The sequence below is a fragment of the Enterobacter cloacae complex sp. IR5441 genome (assembly GCF_049238215.1).
In the GTDB taxonomy this organism is placed as follows: domain Bacteria; phylum Pseudomonadota; class Gammaproteobacteria; order Enterobacterales; family Enterobacteriaceae; genus Enterobacter; species Enterobacter hormaechei_C.
In genome coordinates, this window is record NZ_JBMKIA010000035.1 from 20,036 (window position 1) to 32,636 (window position 12,601).

Annotated in this window: 20 protein-coding genes and 1 pseudogene; 10 read left to right on the forward strand and 11 right to left on the reverse strand. The window is 49.7% G+C overall.

What is annotated here, in order from left to right; genetic code table 11:
* The 9 genes from ACOTX5_RS22715 to ACOTX5_RS22755 form a co-directional block, all read right to left on the reverse strand.
* Window positions 1–990 (reverse strand): DUF968 domain-containing protein, encoded by a 990-nt coding sequence (locus tag ACOTX5_RS22715; protein ID WP_063945201.1) that lies wholly within the window; start codon window positions 988–990, stop codon window positions 1–3.
* Window positions 987–1,376: a RusA family crossover junction endodeoxyribonuclease gene (locus ACOTX5_RS22720; protein ID WP_058645252.1), complete on the reverse strand. Its 390-nt coding sequence runs from the start codon at window positions 1,374–1,376 to the stop codon at window positions 987–989. The genes ACOTX5_RS22715 and ACOTX5_RS22720 overlap by 4 nt, the downstream gene beginning before the upstream one ends.
* A complete protein-coding gene (locus ACOTX5_RS22725; RefSeq protein WP_063945202.1) occupies window positions 1,373–1,696 on the reverse strand; it encodes a LexA family transcriptional regulator in 324 nt (107 codons plus the stop codon). Before ACOTX5_RS22725 ends, ACOTX5_RS22720 begins: the two co-directional genes overlap by 4 nt.
* Window positions 1,693–2,352, reverse strand: coding sequence for an MT-A70 family methyltransferase (locus tag ACOTX5_RS22730; protein ID WP_063945203.1), 660 nt, complete (start codon window positions 2,350–2,352; stop codon window positions 1,693–1,695). Before ACOTX5_RS22730 ends, ACOTX5_RS22725 begins: the two co-directional genes overlap by 4 nt.
* Complete coding sequence (locus ACOTX5_RS22735) at window positions 2,352–2,846, reverse strand: hypothetical protein (RefSeq protein ID WP_063945204.1); 495 nt, start codon at window positions 2,844–2,846, stop codon at window positions 2,352–2,354. Before ACOTX5_RS22735 ends, ACOTX5_RS22730 begins: the two co-directional genes overlap by 1 nt.
* Window positions 2,843–3,769, reverse strand: coding sequence for a conserved phage C-terminal domain-containing protein (locus tag ACOTX5_RS22740; protein ID WP_126508863.1), 927 nt, complete (start codon window positions 3,767–3,769; stop codon window positions 2,843–2,845). The genes ACOTX5_RS22735 and ACOTX5_RS22740 overlap by 4 nt, the downstream gene beginning before the upstream one ends.
* On the reverse strand, window positions 3,732–3,938 hold the full coding sequence (locus ACOTX5_RS22745; protein WP_126508864.1) for a DUF4222 domain-containing protein: 207 nt from the start codon (window positions 3,936–3,938) through the stop codon (window positions 3,732–3,734). Before ACOTX5_RS22745 ends, ACOTX5_RS22740 begins: the two co-directional genes overlap by 38 nt.
* A gap of 163 nt (window positions 3,939–4,101) precedes the next feature.
* A complete protein-coding gene (locus ACOTX5_RS22750; RefSeq protein ID WP_126508865.1) occupies window positions 4,102–4,656 on the reverse strand; it encodes a YmfL family putative regulatory protein in 555 nt (184 codons plus the stop codon).
* A 22-nt stretch (window positions 4,657–4,678) separates the two neighbouring features.
* The gene (locus ACOTX5_RS22755; protein WP_023315869.1) at window positions 4,679–4,894 is read right to left on the reverse strand and encodes a Cro/CI family transcriptional regulator; all 216 of its coding nucleotides are present in this window, start codon (window positions 4,892–4,894) and stop codon (window positions 4,679–4,681) included.
* A 99-nt stretch (window positions 4,895–4,993) separates the two neighbouring features.
* On the opposite strand from ACOTX5_RS22755, the gene ACOTX5_RS22760 reads away from it, so the two are divergent.
* On the forward strand, window positions 4,994–5,620 hold the full coding sequence (locus ACOTX5_RS22760; RefSeq protein ID WP_023315868.1) for a LexA family protein: 627 nt from the start codon (window positions 4,994–4,996) through the stop codon (window positions 5,618–5,620).
* Between the two features lie 288 nt (window positions 5,621–5,908).
* Here ACOTX5_RS22760 and ACOTX5_RS22765 read toward each other — a convergent pair whose 3' ends face one another.
* On the reverse strand, window positions 5,909–6,109 hold the full coding sequence (locus ACOTX5_RS22765) for a zinc ribbon domain-containing protein (RefSeq protein WP_023315867.1): 201 nt from the start codon (window positions 6,107–6,109) through the stop codon (window positions 5,909–5,911).
* A 385-nt stretch (window positions 6,110–6,494) separates the two neighbouring features.
* Here ACOTX5_RS22765 and ACOTX5_RS22770 point away from each other — a divergent pair, with 385 nt between their 5' ends.
* The 8 genes from ACOTX5_RS22770 to ACOTX5_RS22805 all read left to right on the forward strand — a co-directional run bounded on the left by ACOTX5_RS22770 (window position 6,495) and on the right by ACOTX5_RS22805 (window position 11,162).
* Window positions 6,495–6,854 carry a hypothetical protein gene (locus ACOTX5_RS22770; RefSeq protein WP_216674575.1) on the forward strand — a complete coding sequence of 120 codons (360 nt, stop codon included), beginning with the start codon at window positions 6,495–6,497 and terminating at the stop codon, window positions 6,852–6,854.
* The gene (locus ACOTX5_RS22775) at window positions 6,854–7,681 is read left to right on the forward strand and encodes a hypothetical protein (RefSeq protein WP_063945209.1); all 828 of its coding nucleotides are present in this window, start codon (window positions 6,854–6,856) and stop codon (window positions 7,679–7,681) included. Before ACOTX5_RS22770 ends, ACOTX5_RS22775 begins: the two co-directional genes overlap by 1 nt.
* Entirely contained in the window at window positions 7,678–8,355 is a 678-nt protein-coding gene (locus tag ACOTX5_RS22780; RefSeq protein WP_063945210.1) for a DUF551 domain-containing protein, read from the forward strand. Before ACOTX5_RS22775 ends, ACOTX5_RS22780 begins: the two co-directional genes overlap by 4 nt.
* Window positions 8,355–8,693, forward strand: a complete 339-nt coding sequence (locus ACOTX5_RS22785; RefSeq protein ID WP_234101278.1) for a hypothetical protein — start codon at window positions 8,355–8,357, stop codon at window positions 8,691–8,693. The genes ACOTX5_RS22780 and ACOTX5_RS22785 overlap by 1 nt, the downstream gene beginning before the upstream one ends.
* A 66-nt stretch (window positions 8,694–8,759) precedes the next feature.
* Window positions 8,760–9,029, forward strand: a complete 270-nt coding sequence (locus ACOTX5_RS22790) for a hypothetical protein (RefSeq protein WP_045345724.1) — start codon at window positions 8,760–8,762, stop codon at window positions 9,027–9,029.
* Between the two features lie 32 nt (window positions 9,030–9,061).
* Window positions 9,062–9,325: an excisionase gene (locus ACOTX5_RS22795; RefSeq protein WP_022650818.1), complete on the forward strand. Its 264-nt coding sequence runs from the start codon at window positions 9,062–9,064 to the stop codon at window positions 9,323–9,325.
* The gene (locus ACOTX5_RS22800; RefSeq protein WP_063945211.1) at window positions 9,300–10,442 is read left to right on the forward strand and encodes a phage integrase Arm DNA-binding domain-containing protein; all 1,143 of its coding nucleotides are present in this window, start codon (window positions 9,300–9,302) and stop codon (window positions 10,440–10,442) included. Before ACOTX5_RS22795 ends, ACOTX5_RS22800 begins: the two co-directional genes overlap by 26 nt.
* A 219-nt stretch (window positions 10,443–10,661) precedes the next feature.
* Window positions 10,662–11,162, forward strand: coding sequence for a YbaK/prolyl-tRNA synthetase associated domain-containing protein (locus ACOTX5_RS22805; RefSeq protein ID WP_015570783.1), 501 nt, complete (start codon window positions 10,662–10,664; stop codon window positions 11,160–11,162).
* Window positions 11,163–11,182: 20 nt separating this feature from the next.
* Here the strand turns inward: ACOTX5_RS22805 and yoaI are convergent, their stop codons facing one another.
* On the reverse strand, window positions 11,183–11,284 hold the full coding sequence (gene yoaI / locus ACOTX5_RS22810) for a small membrane protein YoaI (RefSeq protein ID WP_017384693.1): 102 nt from the start codon (window positions 11,282–11,284) through the stop codon (window positions 11,183–11,185).
* Window positions 11,285–11,570: 286 nt separating this feature from the next.
* Between yoaI and ACOTX5_RS22815 the strand changes: the two are divergent.
* Window positions 11,571–12,491 (forward strand): annotated as a pseudogene (locus ACOTX5_RS22815) (glycoside-pentoside-hexuronide (GPH):cation symporter); the annotation flags it as partial.
* Window positions 12,492–12,601: the final 110 nt, after the last annotated feature.

Below are 12,601 nucleotides of genomic sequence, written 5' to 3' on the forward strand. Positions count from 1 at the left end.
TTACGCCAGTGCGCCGATTGCCAGCGCACGATCTAAAAATCGAAACAACAGCGTTAACTGGTCGCCGTGCTTCGCTTCAAATGCCACAGGATCAGCGTGTAACTCGTTGTGATGCGCTCTGCACAGCGGTATCACAAACAGGTCATGCGCCTTAGTACCCATTCCACCCTGCCCGTGGCCTATCAGGTGGTGGGGGTCGTCTGCCGGGTTATTGCAGCAACTGCACTGCTGCGACTTAACCCAGCGGGTGTACTTATCGTTCTCCCAGCGTCGGCGCTTTGGCCTCAGCATGAAAGATTCCGGCGTTTCAGGATCGACCCTCACCGCCACTATCTTTTTTGCCTTCTCCTGAAAGACTTGCGTAGCCGGTAATGACGGGACAATGTCGCTTTCCCTCATCACTGAACTGTGCTGTTCTGGCTTGATTCTAAGTGCTTTACTCGCCACTGATTCAGGAACAAGATCAGCCAGATCATTACGTACCATCCACCAGCAGAACTCAGGAAGCGAAAGAGTGTGGTCAGCGCTGAAACCTAAATCAATATTCACCATTTCCAGAAGCCATTTTACCAGGTTCTGCATGGCAATTCCTGCCAGTCTTTCAGTGGTTTGCTCACGTAAATGGTTATCACAAGACCAGCAAAGACGAATGCTCCCCGGAGCGTGGCGCATTACCGTAAAGTCACTGGCATGCCAGTCAGTGTGAGGCCACTGACATTCAAATTTTCTCTCCAGCCAGGCATCAAGGCTACTCAATCCACCAGCTCGCTGAATGACCCTTTCGTTAACGAAAATAGCCTGCATGTTGGCATCGTCAGTCAGGGGCTGGTGGGCTTCAGGGATTAATCCCGATGGCAGATGCTGTATGGCTTCGGATGGTGGCTCAATAACTACCCTTCCCTGACGGAATAACCAGAGCAGTTCGGTACCAGGGCGGAACAGAACCACCCCGGATATCGGCGCAATTTCAGGCGTCAGTATGGCTCTCACCCAATTCCCCCCATTGTTGGTTGATGCCTGGTTATCGATATTTCTACCCTTCCGCCACGCACTTTCGGCCCCCACTCCACCAACATTCTCTGCACCTGGCTGTCATCCTCCCAAATGCCTGCATGCGTGAGCGCGTCAAACAGAGCCTTGTTGTAGTTGTCGATGTCGCGGCGGCGGGCATCTGGAGGAAAGAGAAGGATTTCCACCGCAGCTGGTGATGATGATGGTTTTGGTAAGCAACGCAGTTGCTCAATGATCGCTGCACATGCCGCGCTTTGATATGCCCTGCCCTTCTCGCTGATAAGATGGCGGCCTTTTAACGGCCCCTTGTTTGGGGCTCGCCAGTATGTGTTTACGCTCGGTGGGAACGGGAGCACCAGTTTCATAAACTCACTCCCTGTTTTTTCAGCCAATCAACAGCGTTATCTCTGGCCTTATCTCCACCGGATAGCAGGTCTTTGATGATCGTTACTGGATCTGCATCCCATTCCGTTTTGACGACGGTAATGCCCCTGGCTGCGCCAGGAGCAACAGTGATGTAACCCTTTTTCTTAAGTGACTTCACGTGCGCTACAGCAGCGTTCGGTGATGCGCAGCCAATTAATCGGGCAAGCTCCAGCATCGTAGGTGGGAAGCCTGCCTTTTCGATATGAACCTTGATAGCTTCAAACACTTCATTCTGACGCGGCGTTAATTCAGGTTTCATGCGGCGCGCTCCTGTTGTTTTTTCATGGGAACGGCAACTGCCGGTATAAGCTCAACAGCTGGTGATTCAGATTGATTTCCCCAGTGGTCCCAGCCAGGCGCACCGCAACGGCTGAATAGTTCGATGCGTGGAACATCACCGTAAAGCTTCTCAAGACGGAAACGCGCCTCTGCCGGCTTCCGGCTGTGCTCACCGAGTGGGCTGTAGATAACCTGCTTGATGCTGGCGCACTTGCGTTCAAGTCCATTTCCCCTGGTGGCGATCAAGAGGTCTTCGGTATTGGCTCGGGTGTAGTTTCCGCCGTTCATGCGTGTCTGTGCGTTCAGCAGGTCGAGGAAGTCGTAAAAATCTTCCACACGGCCTGCCTGAAGTGCTTTGTTGATATGCTTCTCTGACAGTGGGTTGAACTTCACCCAGGTAAAGCCCTTCATCGTGCGGACCTTAAAGCCCCACGCTTCAGCCAGTTCGATAGCTTCGCGGGTATGGGTTCCAGTAAACCACATAGCCAGAACTGCATCATCGGCAGCCAGGTCCCAAACCGGTAACCGCTTCATGTCGATCAGTTTCATCGTGTCGTAGTGATCTTCTGCTGCACCGTTACTGGCTTTGTTGTCATAAAGCCAGGCTGGGTCAGCGTAAATCAGTGAGTATTTCATCAGACATTCCTCGCTCGGCCAGCCAGACACCATGCATCAGAGGGTGCTTTCACTTTCGGCGCCATGCTCAGGCAACGCTGACGCTCAATCAGTATCTTCATCCGCTGCTCTTCGTTCTTAGAGCGATTAAAGGCATCCAACAGAACTGTGGCCGCACGCTGGTAGAGCCCTTTTTCAAACAGGCCTTGAGCCTTATCCATCATCCTGGTTACAGCTGGATTCGGCGCTTCTTCCTGTTCCGATACAGCTGGTGTATCTGCCCGGTTAATTTTCAGTGCAGAACGCCCCTCGCTAACGTCACCACCCGGCGCTTTGGCAAAATACTGGTAGCACTTACCGTTATGCTGCCGTGTTGCGCGATTCAATTTGACCAGATGGCATACACCGCGCTGAACAGCATGAAGGCGGTATTGAGGCATTGAAGCTGCGATCTGTTTGTTAGTTAACCCAGGGTTTTCAGCGATGAAAATTTGAATATCTTTCAGAAGGCTCATGAGTTCGCTCCTCTGAAGCCCGCCGGGACTTTGCTGTAGTCGGTATTCTGGAAGCTGGATTTAAAGATTCCATCCTCACGCTCCCACTTCCCGTTAACACGCGCTGGCCTTCCGGCATTCGCCCAGTTGGTAGCGGACTTCAGATACGCTGGAAACTTTGTTGGCTGGAAAAGTGTCTGCGGGCGCAGGTAGGACGCCATTGTTAAATCGTCGCTCCACTTGGCGTTGCAGTAGTCCACCACCAGCGACAGTTCTTCAACGGTGAAGCCCTCCCCGATTCGGGCGCGAATGTTTTGCAGCGAGGTTGTTGAAACCTGATAGCGCGAATTGGTCACCTGGTTCAAATGGTTTAAAACCTGTTTAGCCTGATCGGTGATCAACACATCACCGTCTGGTTGCGGCGCAACCGGACAAATAGGGTTTTTAATATCTGTAGTATTCTCTGTTGTATTCTCTGTAAGAACATCAGTGCAATTTGACCTGATGAGAGCCGTTCGTTTTGACCTGATGGAGCGTTCCACTTTGACCTCTTCCATCGGTTCATTTTGACCTGATGGAAGAGTGCATTTTGAACTCTTCGATTTGGTCACTTTGACCTCATCTAAAAGCTCACTTTCGTAGTTGATCGTGTAATAGTTCGTCATGTCGCGCTGAGACTTGTTCAGCTGCTCAACTTTGAGTACGCCAAGGTTTTTCAGGCGGGTGAATGTGCGCTTCAGGGTGGATTCAGACCAGAACGGAAACTGCTCCAGCCACTGCTCATTGGTGTTGTAAATCCAGCGCACGCCGTCACGCTCCAGTCCGGAGGTGGTTTCTTTCAGCCAGTAATTAACCTGCTGCAACGCAATGGCCTCGTTCAGCCCAATGCTGTACGCAAGGTCAGGGTTAATCACTATCGGCCGGGATGGCATTAACAGGCTCATGGTCGTCCTTTAACTCTGTAAATTTACGCTGGAATTGCTCAAGAGGGCTGAAGCACTCATGATCGTACCCTTCGCGGAGGTATATAACGCGTCGGGTCTCGGGCTCCCATCTGATGACGCGCACCGGGACGCCATAGTGATCTCTGAAACGCCGGTTAAGTTCTCGCATAGCGCTCTCCCCTTCCGACGCCAGACACCCACAATCGCCATAGCCCTACTGTGGTTACATGGAACCCAGCGGCCTGATACCATCCGCTCATACCGAAACGACGAGGTTCCAACAACGGGAATACCACGGAGTTGCGGGAGACGGTTGTTTACCGTTACACTGTTCATGCGTTAGTTTCTCCACTGATACGACACGCCAAGGGGCCCGGAGCTGCACACTCGCGGGCCTCACCTATTTCTGGGAGGCAATAAACACGGGAAATAAGGTTCAGGAACGTCATGAGAGTGACCCTGAACTGATATGCGATATCGTTAAGACTTTGCCACTCGCTCCGGTCAACTACACCATCTTCAATGTAATGACGGTAAGCGTTGACCAGCTCACCAAGCCTCCCCACCAGCTCGGCCAGCTTCAGGCCAATCTCTTCGTTTTCATCATCAGGCACGGCGCCGGGAACGTGAATTCCGTTATCGGTTTCACGAGAGAACGCGTCAGCGATGTAACTTACGCCAGCGGCGCTCTGAAGCACCATTGCCCAGCCCATCGGAAAGATCTGGTCGCCACCAGCACGAAGGCGGTTAAAGAGTGAATTCTGGGTTTCGTCCAGAATTTCCGCCGCTTCAGCGTATCCTCCTGGCAACGCGGCAATCGTCTTCCTGATTGCGGCCACTAGCCAGGCGGGCTGCTTCTCAACTTTCCATTCAGGTTCTATACCCACGGTTAACCCCTTATCTCTGTGGTTATTTCTGATCGCTTGGCGATGTATTCTTGCCATAACGTTCTGGGTTGAATTCCAGTTCACCAGCAGTTCGATACGCAGCTTCAGCAGCTCGTCCTTTTGGGATTAAGCGTCCTGGGCGGTTACGCCACTGGTAAACGGCCTCACTAGTGATGCCAAAAAATTCGGCAACTTTTTCAGTGCTGCCGAAATGTTGTTCAATCTCGTCGGTTGTCATGAAGCCTCCTTAGCTAAGTTTGATTAGATATTAATAACCAATCTAACTTTGGTCAATAAAAACTAAGATTGCTTAGTCTTTTTTAAATTTGGTGCTTTCATGGAAACGGTTGGTCAGCGCATTAAAGCCCTACGTAGGGTTACAAGAACCTCTCAAAAAGAACTGGGTAAATTCTGCGGTGTTAGTGACGTAGCGGTCGGTTATTGGGAAAAGGATGTGAATATCCCAAACGGTGAATCGCTGGTTAAGCTGGCGAAATTTTTCAATACATCAATAGATTACATTCTTTACGGCACCGAATTTGAGGGTGCCCTCATAACTAAAATGCGGCGTGTGCCAGTGATTTCTTGGGTTCAGGCTGGGCAGTTTACGGAATGTAAAACTGCTGATTTGTTCAGCGATGTCGATAAATGGGTTGAGACATCACTTCGCATTGGAGATAGCTCGTTCGCTTTAGAGGTCAAAGGGGATTCAATGACCAATCCAAATGGCCTCCCAACAATACCTGAAGGGGCTACCGTTATTGTTGATCCAGATGTCGAACCCCTTCATGGGAAGATTGTTGTTGCGCGTATTGATGGCACTAACGAAGCGACTGTTAAAAAACTTGTCATTGATGGCCCACAAAAATTTTTAGTCCCACTAAATCCTCGCTACCCCAACATACCGATCAACGGTAACTGCCTTATTATTGGCGTTGTCAAAGGCGTTCAGTACGAAATCTAAGTTCCCTAACTCCTCAAAACACTAAACTAAGAAAAGTTTGGTGTTTACCCTTGACCTAAAAACTAAGTTAAGTTAGATTTTATTCATCAGCAGCGAACATTGTGGGTAGGCAGTATGAGCACAAGCGCAAACAGAAAGACGATTAAGTTGCCAGCCGGCGAGACCTTTGCGCCTATTAGCGATAAGTGTAAGAGCTGTGGCTATGTCGAATTGACGCTGCATGTAGATTGCAGCGCATTGAAAGTTCAAACGCAGGTTGTTGAGGCGGTCAGCAAGCGTTACTTGCCATTAATCGAAAAGGTTCCTGGTGAGATTGTCGAAGTAATCATTGGCAAGCTGATCATCGAACTGAGAGCTCTCGTCTTCAGTTACAACGTGACCACAATTTCCACAGACAGCTCCCGCAAAACTGTCAGAACCTTCAGGTATCGCGGTGCTATCGAAGAGTTCGCCACTGCATTCTGGGCAAGAGAACTTAACTTCGTCCATTTGTAATATCCTTCTTGGTTGTGTGAGAACTCCAAGAATACCACCGAGCCTGATGTGGTGAAAAGACAGGCAAAGTTTTGATTGCTGTGTGTAGTCTTGGCGGTCGGCAGTTATGAATGTCCTTAATGTCGACCGCCCCTTTTACACAACTGAAAGCGCGTTCAGCGTTCAACTTGAGAGGCCGTAGTCGTTAAATCAACTCAGGAGAACGCGCTCTCAATTGTGGAGAAGCTAACTGGCGGTGGCAGCCGCCCGTTTCACTAAGTGCCCTGATTGGGTGCTTATTAAAACGAAACCCCATTATTTTTTGTCGCCAGTCGGCGAGGGATTCGTGCAACCAAAATTCAGCGCTGTGCAGAGCGCGTATAACACGGAGAAACTATCCATGACGAACACACAGAACGTCACCGAGTTACAACCACGCATGACCCGGGAGCAGCTGATCGACGCAGCGCGTAAGGCAGCCCCTCTCCTTCCGCCAGCTTATTGCGGCATTATGAAAGAACTGGCTAACCGCCTGGACTATACCAGCGTCGCGCTTTGTGAAGCGATGGCGCAGCGTAAAGAACTTGCTGTTCAGAACGCTACTCTGCGTGAAGATGTCGCAAGCTGGGCCAAAGAGTGTGACCGCATTATTGAACGCCACACGAAGACCAGAACCAATATGCATTTACTGGAAGCCCAGCGAGAATTGCGTGAGCTGACACCCATCGTCATTTCCCAAAATAACGAGGTGGCTCTCTGATGGCTAACTCATTCAAGCAAATGACACGTGACGGGACCATCAAGCGCACCGATACCGGGATGTTTATCAGCCTTGATCAAATCCATGTGCGGGAAGGTTTCAACAAACGCGAAGATGATGAACGTACCCGCCAGGCAGATGATGACCTCTTCAACTATCTGATGAACGGTGGCTCCGTTCCCCCGCTGGAAGTTATAGCCCGTGATGAAGGTGGAGTGTGGGTTGTTGAAGGCCACCGTCGTCGTCGCTGCTATGCGCGTTGTGCAGAAGCTGGTAAGCCAGTAGACCGCATCCACATCATGCCGTTCAACGGTAGCGATGTTCAGCGCCTGGCGCGCATCATGACCAGTAACAATCAGCTCCCGCTATCCGATATGGAACAGGCAGCTGTTATTCAGGAGCTTCATAACGCCTTCAACCAGACCACCAGCGAGATAGCAAAGCTGGTCAACAAGTCTGTCCCTACTGTCGAAAAACTTCTGCTTCTTAGCACAGCCAATCACGACGTTCAGAAAGAAGTTAAGTCCGGAGCCGTGTCTGTAGATGTGGCCGTAGACCGAGTAAAAGAGTTTGGCGAAAAGGCCGGTGAGGTTCTTCAGAAGGATAAAGCTTCTGCTGCTGCCAAAGGTAAGAAGAAAGTTACCCGCAGCGTTATAGCGCCAGAAATTAGCGTTAAGAAAGCGCGTCGCCTTGTAGAGCTGATCAGCCTGGCGGGTATAAGCGACACAGGTGTTATCTATCTCGAAGGATTGGTCCATGCAGAAGTCGTGGAGATTATCGACGAGCACAAAGCTATCGCCGTTCAGCGTCATGGAGAAGCATCATGAGCACACTTACCAAAGAATGGCTTTTGAAGACCATCGCAGAGCTTGAAGAAGAGCGCGATGCGACGCCAGGCGCTGTAAACGAAGATGCAGCCCGGGCGCTGGAGGCGATGAAGATTGCTCTGGCATCGCTCGAAGCTGATGTCGTTGCGTGGACTGACGAGCAAGAATTACGTGATGTTGAGAAATACGGCTGCGGCTACCTGTTTACAGCAAACCCTGTCACGCCGAACGCAGACCCGCATCGTGTTATCAAGCTATACGCCGCCCCGCCAGTTCCAGTATCTGTGCCTGATTTGCTCGAGCAGTTTGCTGAATTTATGGCGGCAGAATCTATTAAGTCTGGTGATTATCCAGATGGGTGGCAGAGTAAGGCTTCAAACGCTGCTCATGAATACGCGCAAAACATCCGCGCCGCCATGCTTCAGGGTGCCGAACCTGTAAGTAATCGTGATGAGTTGCCAGATGGTTGGGTGGCTTGCAGTGAGCGGATGCCTGAGGATGAACAAGAGGTCATCACTCACAACATTTTTGGTTATCGTCATGTTTCTTTTTTCGACGAACACTCAGGAAATTTCTTTAACCGCCTTGACGGGAGCCCGGTTGATTGCGTTGAGCATGTTATGGTTTCTCACTGGATGCCATTGCCCGCAGCGCCGCAGCAGGAGGTGAAGTGATGGCCGACACTTTCAGGGCAATGATTCAGTGCGTCGAGGATGCGAAAGGAAAAACTGTTACCACTGAGGTGGAGCTTGTCTCTTACGTCAAAGAGCGTAGCACTGGAAACTCTGAGGCTCGTTATTACGTAAAGCACAGCAACCAGCAGACGGTGCTTGAGCAGGGAATGGTGATAAACAGGGATGGTTTTGGTAATCATCAAGCCAGCATCATCATCACTGATTTCCCCGGGCAGAAAACTCCGGAAGAAGCAGCGCTAAAACTAGCTGATTGGCTTAAGCGCCTTGGCGAGTCCATTGAGGCTAATTTCAAAAAGCCAGAGGTGGATGATGCCTAACCCATTCGACGTGGTGATTTTCGTGCTGCTGGCAATCGGCGCACTTCAGCAAATGGGGTGGCTTCCATGGTGAGCAAACTTAAACAGCGGCGCCTGCGCCGCCTTAAAGCCGATGTTGCCTGGTGGAAAGGTGAAGCCTCGGATCTGTACGCCAGAGTCATGGAGCAGGCCGACGAAATAGCCGAACTCCGCAGGCTGGTCATCCGCGTGCCGATGCCAGTAATTATTTCAAAGGAGATGGCCAACCAGCTTTATAACAACGAAACGAAAAGATGTCGTACCTGCAATGATGGCCTCCGTGGTGGGTGCTCATCATGCATTTTCTATAAAAGATAGCCGGGTGCAGCCGGTAAAGTGGAGAGAAACGCATGGGGCAGTTAGTAACACTTCATGAGTGGGCATCTGGTCCAAATGGATTCAAATATCCATTAAGCAACTCAGCATTAAACAAAATAGCAAAGACCAAACAGACTTATCCGCCAGCCTTAAAGCAAGGTCGACGCTGGGTAATAGATGAAGATGCTCGTTTTGTTGGCATGGTTGGCAGTGTTGATATTTCGTCATCATTATCAGACAAGGCCCGCCAGTTAGTGGAGAAAGCAATAAATGGCAGCTCGCCCCAGAAAACATAATGTCAAAATACCCAACCTTTACTGTAAGTTAGATAAACGTACGTCAAAAATTTATTGGCAATATCGCCACCCTGTAACAGGTTCATTTATTGGATTCGGTACAGATGATGAAGCGGCAAAAGCTGCTGCAATCGAGATGAACCGTATAACAGCAGAACAAGAAACTCAGCAATCTTATGCTCTGATTGATATGGCAATGAAGAGCTCAGGGAAAAAGGATCAAGGTATACGTGTTTCTGAGTGGATTAAAAAATACATCGAAATTCAGATGGATAGGTTGCGTGACGGTGAGATAAAAAAACCTACTGTAAAATCCAGACGATTATGTTCTCAGATCCTCGCAGACAGAGTTCCAAACCTTCGCCTGAAAGATGTAGATACAAGACTCATTGCAAAAATTATTGATGAGTATAAGGCAGAGGGAAAGCACAGAATGGGCCAACTGATAAGAAGCGTACTAAACGACGTGTTCAAAGAGGCGCAGCATGCTGGCGAGGTTGATCCTGGCTACAACCCAGCTTTGGCTGTAAAGAATCCAGTAGCCAAAGTGAAACGAAGCAGACTTAGCATTGAACAATGGAAGTTGATTTTTGAAAGCGCAGGCTCTTTGCCGCCTTGCGCTCAAAATTCTATGCTTTTAGCTTTAGTAACCGGGCAAAGGATAGGTGACATAGTCGAGATGAAGTTTAGTGACATTTGGGATAATCACCTTCATGTTACCCAAAATAAAACCGGAATGAAGTTAGCTATCCCCTTAAATTTAAAGTGCGATGCAATCGGGTTGACTCTGGCTGATGTTATTAGTAAGTGTCGCGATAGAGTAGTGAGCCCTTATCTGATCCACCATGTTAAGCATCACGCTTACGGTAAAGCGGGATCTCACGTTCCCGAAAAAACAATATCAAGATATTTTAAGGAGGCAAGAGATAAAGCAAATATTACCTGGCCTAAGGATTGCACTGCCCTTCCGCCGTTTCATGAACAGCGCTCGCTTTCATCAAGAACATACAAAGCTCAGGGTATAGATGTCAAAACTCTTTTAGGGCATAAAACCGAAGCAATGAGCGTAATGTATGGAGATGATCGTGGTCTAGAATGGAAAAAAGTTGTGATTTAAACAGGGAGTTTTGGGGAGTTATTTTGGGGATGTTTTGGGGAAAGAGTTTTACGAATTAAATTCAGTCACTTAGATTTTAGCGAATTGCTCCAGAAACAGTCGTCCACCAGCAACGCATGACCCAACAGCCAGCGCACCCGCTGGCTGTTTTCTTTCCGCCCTCTTCGTCCCGTGCTAATGTAACAAGCTACGTATTGGCAAATCACAGGTGAAATCGTTATGTCTGATGACGTGATCGGGACGACGACCCATCAGCGGCTAATCAGCTTATTAACCGAGCAGGAGGCGCGCTTTCGCGTGGTGGCGCATGAGGCCGTTGGGAAATGCGAAGCGGTCAGTGAAATTCGCGGGACCGATCTCCGACAGGGTGCAAAAGCACTGGTCTGCAAGGTAAAAGGCAACGGTGTTAAGAAACATATTCTGGCAATCCTCGCCGCCGATCGGCAGGCCGATCTGAGCCTGCTGGCCAGTCATTTCGGTGGGCTAAAGGCCTCGCTCGCCAGTCCGGCTGAAGTGGATGCGCTTACCGGCTGCGTTTTCGGCGCCATTCCCCCCTTCAGCTTTCATCCGGATCTGACGCTGGTCGCCGATCCGCTGCTGTTTGAGCGCTTCGATGAGATCGCCTTTAACGCCGGCCTGCTGGAAAAGTCGGTGATTATGGACACCCAGGACTATCTGCGTATCGCCCGTCCTGAACTGGTGACGTTCCGTAAACAATAAATACTGCGGCTGGCTAACGGTCAGCCGTTTTCCAGCAGCAGCACGGAAGCAATCAAAATAATCGCGATAATAAAAAACGATGAGGAGATAATCAGCGTTTCGACAAACATAGGATCGTTCATGATGCCCTCTGCTTTGCCCATTTGCCTCTTTTTTACCCCCGCACAATGACAGTTAAATGACAATGACGCGTCCGTGAAATGACTATTTTTTCGCTGAAACGATTCGCTGTTACCTATCCTCCACCGTATAAAGTCACTGTTTAAATACTTTATTTGTTACCGGTATCACGAAAAGAAATTTACGTAACCCCGATGCCAGATCTCGCAATTGTTAACCTTTTCATCATGGTTAACCTTGTTTACGGAGCACCTCAAAAATAAACCTTACACTGGCAAGGTGAATACAATGACCGAAATAATTACCCGTAAAGAAAAGATCAGTTATGGGTTAGGCGATATGGCGAGCCATATTGGGCTGGATAACGTCATTATTTTTCTGACGTTTTACTATACGGACGTGGTGGGGCTACCTGCCGCATTCGTGGGCACCATGTTTCTTCTGGCGAGAACCGCCGATGCCATAATAGACCCGGCGATGGGCTATATCGCAGACAGGACGCGCACGCGCTGGGGCAAATTCCGCCCCTGGATGCTGTGGCTGGCGCTGCCCTTTGGCGCAAGTTGTCTGCTGACCTACGCCGTGCCGGCGTCGCTCGATCTGCACGGTAAAATGATTTTCGCCACCGTCAGCTATACCCTGATGATGCTGATGTACACCGCAATCAATATTCCCTATTGCTCCATGGGAGCGGTGATCACGCCCGACAACGATGCGCGAATTTCCCTCCAGTCCTATCGCTTTTTCCTGGCCACGCTGGGTGGCGCGCTGTCGACATTCTTTATGATGCCGCTCGCAGAGTTTTTAGGCGGCGATGATAAATTACTGGGCTACCGCTGGGCGATGGCCATTATGGCGACCATCGCGGTCATCATGTTCTGGATCTGCTTCGCCAATACGCGTGAACGTATTAAGGCTCCCGCTACCCACAATAATTATCTTGCGGAACTGCGGGATTTATTACGAAACGACCAATGGCGGGTTGTCGCCGTCCTGGTATTAACCAACATTGGTTTTGGCGTTATTCGCCTTGGCGCAATGATGTATTTCGTCACTTATTATCTCGGTAGCGCAAGCTATTTTATGTGGATGCTCGGGGCGCATATTCTCGGGAAAGCCGCAGGCAGTGCGCTGGCCAAACGTCTGACGCAGAACGTCAGCAAAGTGCAGATGTTTGGATACTGTTCCGTACTGGCGGGGGTACTCAGCACTGATGAATCCCCTAATGATTTTGGTAAAAATCATTAAGTTAAGGTGGATACACATCTTGTCATATGATCAAATGGTTTCGCGAAAAATCAATAATCAGACAACAAGAT

What these genes read in the sequence shown, in the direction of transcription:
- ACOTX5_RS22720 (WP_058645252.1), bottom strand. Translation starts at nt 1,376, where the DNA reads ATGAAACTGGTGCTCCCGTTCCCACCGAGCGTAAACACATACTGGCGA.
- ACOTX5_RS22725 (WP_063945202.1), bottom strand. Translation starts at nt 1,696, where the DNA reads ATGAAACCTGAATTAACGCCGCGTCAGAATGAAGTGTTTGAAGCTATC.
- ACOTX5_RS22730 (WP_063945203.1), bottom strand. Translation starts at nt 2,352, where the DNA reads ATGAAATACTCACTGATTTACGCTGACCCAGCCTGGCTTTATGACAAC.
- ACOTX5_RS22735 (WP_063945204.1), bottom strand. Translation starts at nt 2,846, where the DNA reads ATGAGCCTTCTGAAAGATATTCAAATTTTCATCGCTGAAAACCCTGGG.
- ACOTX5_RS22740 (WP_126508863.1), bottom strand. Translation starts at nt 3,769, where the DNA reads ATGAGCCTGTTAATGCCATCCCGGCCGATAGTGATTAACCCTGACCTT.
- ACOTX5_RS22745 (WP_126508864.1), bottom strand. Translation starts at nt 3,938, where the DNA reads ATGCGAGAACTTAACCGGCGTTTCAGAGATCACTATGGCGTCCCGGTG.
- ACOTX5_RS22755 (WP_023315869.1), bottom strand. Translation starts at nt 4,894, where the DNA reads ATGACAACCGACGAGATTGAACAACATTTCGGCAGCACTGAAAAAGTT.
- ACOTX5_RS22760 (WP_023315868.1), top strand. Translation starts at nt 4,994, where the DNA reads ATGGAAACGGTTGGTCAGCGCATTAAAGCCCTACGTAGGGTTACAAGA.
- ACOTX5_RS22765 (WP_023315867.1), bottom strand. Translation starts at nt 6,109, where the DNA reads ATGGACGAAGTTAAGTTCTCTTGCCCAGAATGCAGTGGCGAACTCTTC.
- ACOTX5_RS22770 (WP_216674575.1), top strand. Translation starts at nt 6,495, where the DNA reads ATGACGAACACACAGAACGTCACCGAGTTACAACCACGCATGACCCGG.
- ACOTX5_RS22775 (WP_063945209.1), top strand. Translation starts at nt 6,854, where the DNA reads ATGGCTAACTCATTCAAGCAAATGACACGTGACGGGACCATCAAGCGC.
- ACOTX5_RS22780 (WP_063945210.1), top strand. Translation starts at nt 7,678, where the DNA reads ATGAGCACACTTACCAAAGAATGGCTTTTGAAGACCATCGCAGAGCTT.
- ACOTX5_RS22785 (WP_234101278.1), top strand. Translation starts at nt 8,355, where the DNA reads ATGGCCGACACTTTCAGGGCAATGATTCAGTGCGTCGAGGATGCGAAA.
- ACOTX5_RS22790 (WP_045345724.1), top strand. Translation starts at nt 8,760, where the DNA reads ATGGTGAGCAAACTTAAACAGCGGCGCCTGCGCCGCCTTAAAGCCGAT.
- ACOTX5_RS22795 (WP_022650818.1), top strand. Translation starts at nt 9,062, where the DNA reads ATGGGGCAGTTAGTAACACTTCATGAGTGGGCATCTGGTCCAAATGGA.
- ACOTX5_RS22800 (WP_063945211.1), top strand. Translation starts at nt 9,300, where the DNA reads ATGGCAGCTCGCCCCAGAAAACATAATGTCAAAATACCCAACCTTTAC.
- ACOTX5_RS22805 (WP_015570783.1), top strand. Translation starts at nt 10,662, where the DNA reads ATGTCTGATGACGTGATCGGGACGACGACCCATCAGCGGCTAATCAGC.
- yoaI (WP_017384693.1), bottom strand. Translation starts at nt 11,284, where the DNA reads ATGAACGATCCTATGTTTGTCGAAACGCTGATTATCTCCTCATCGTTT.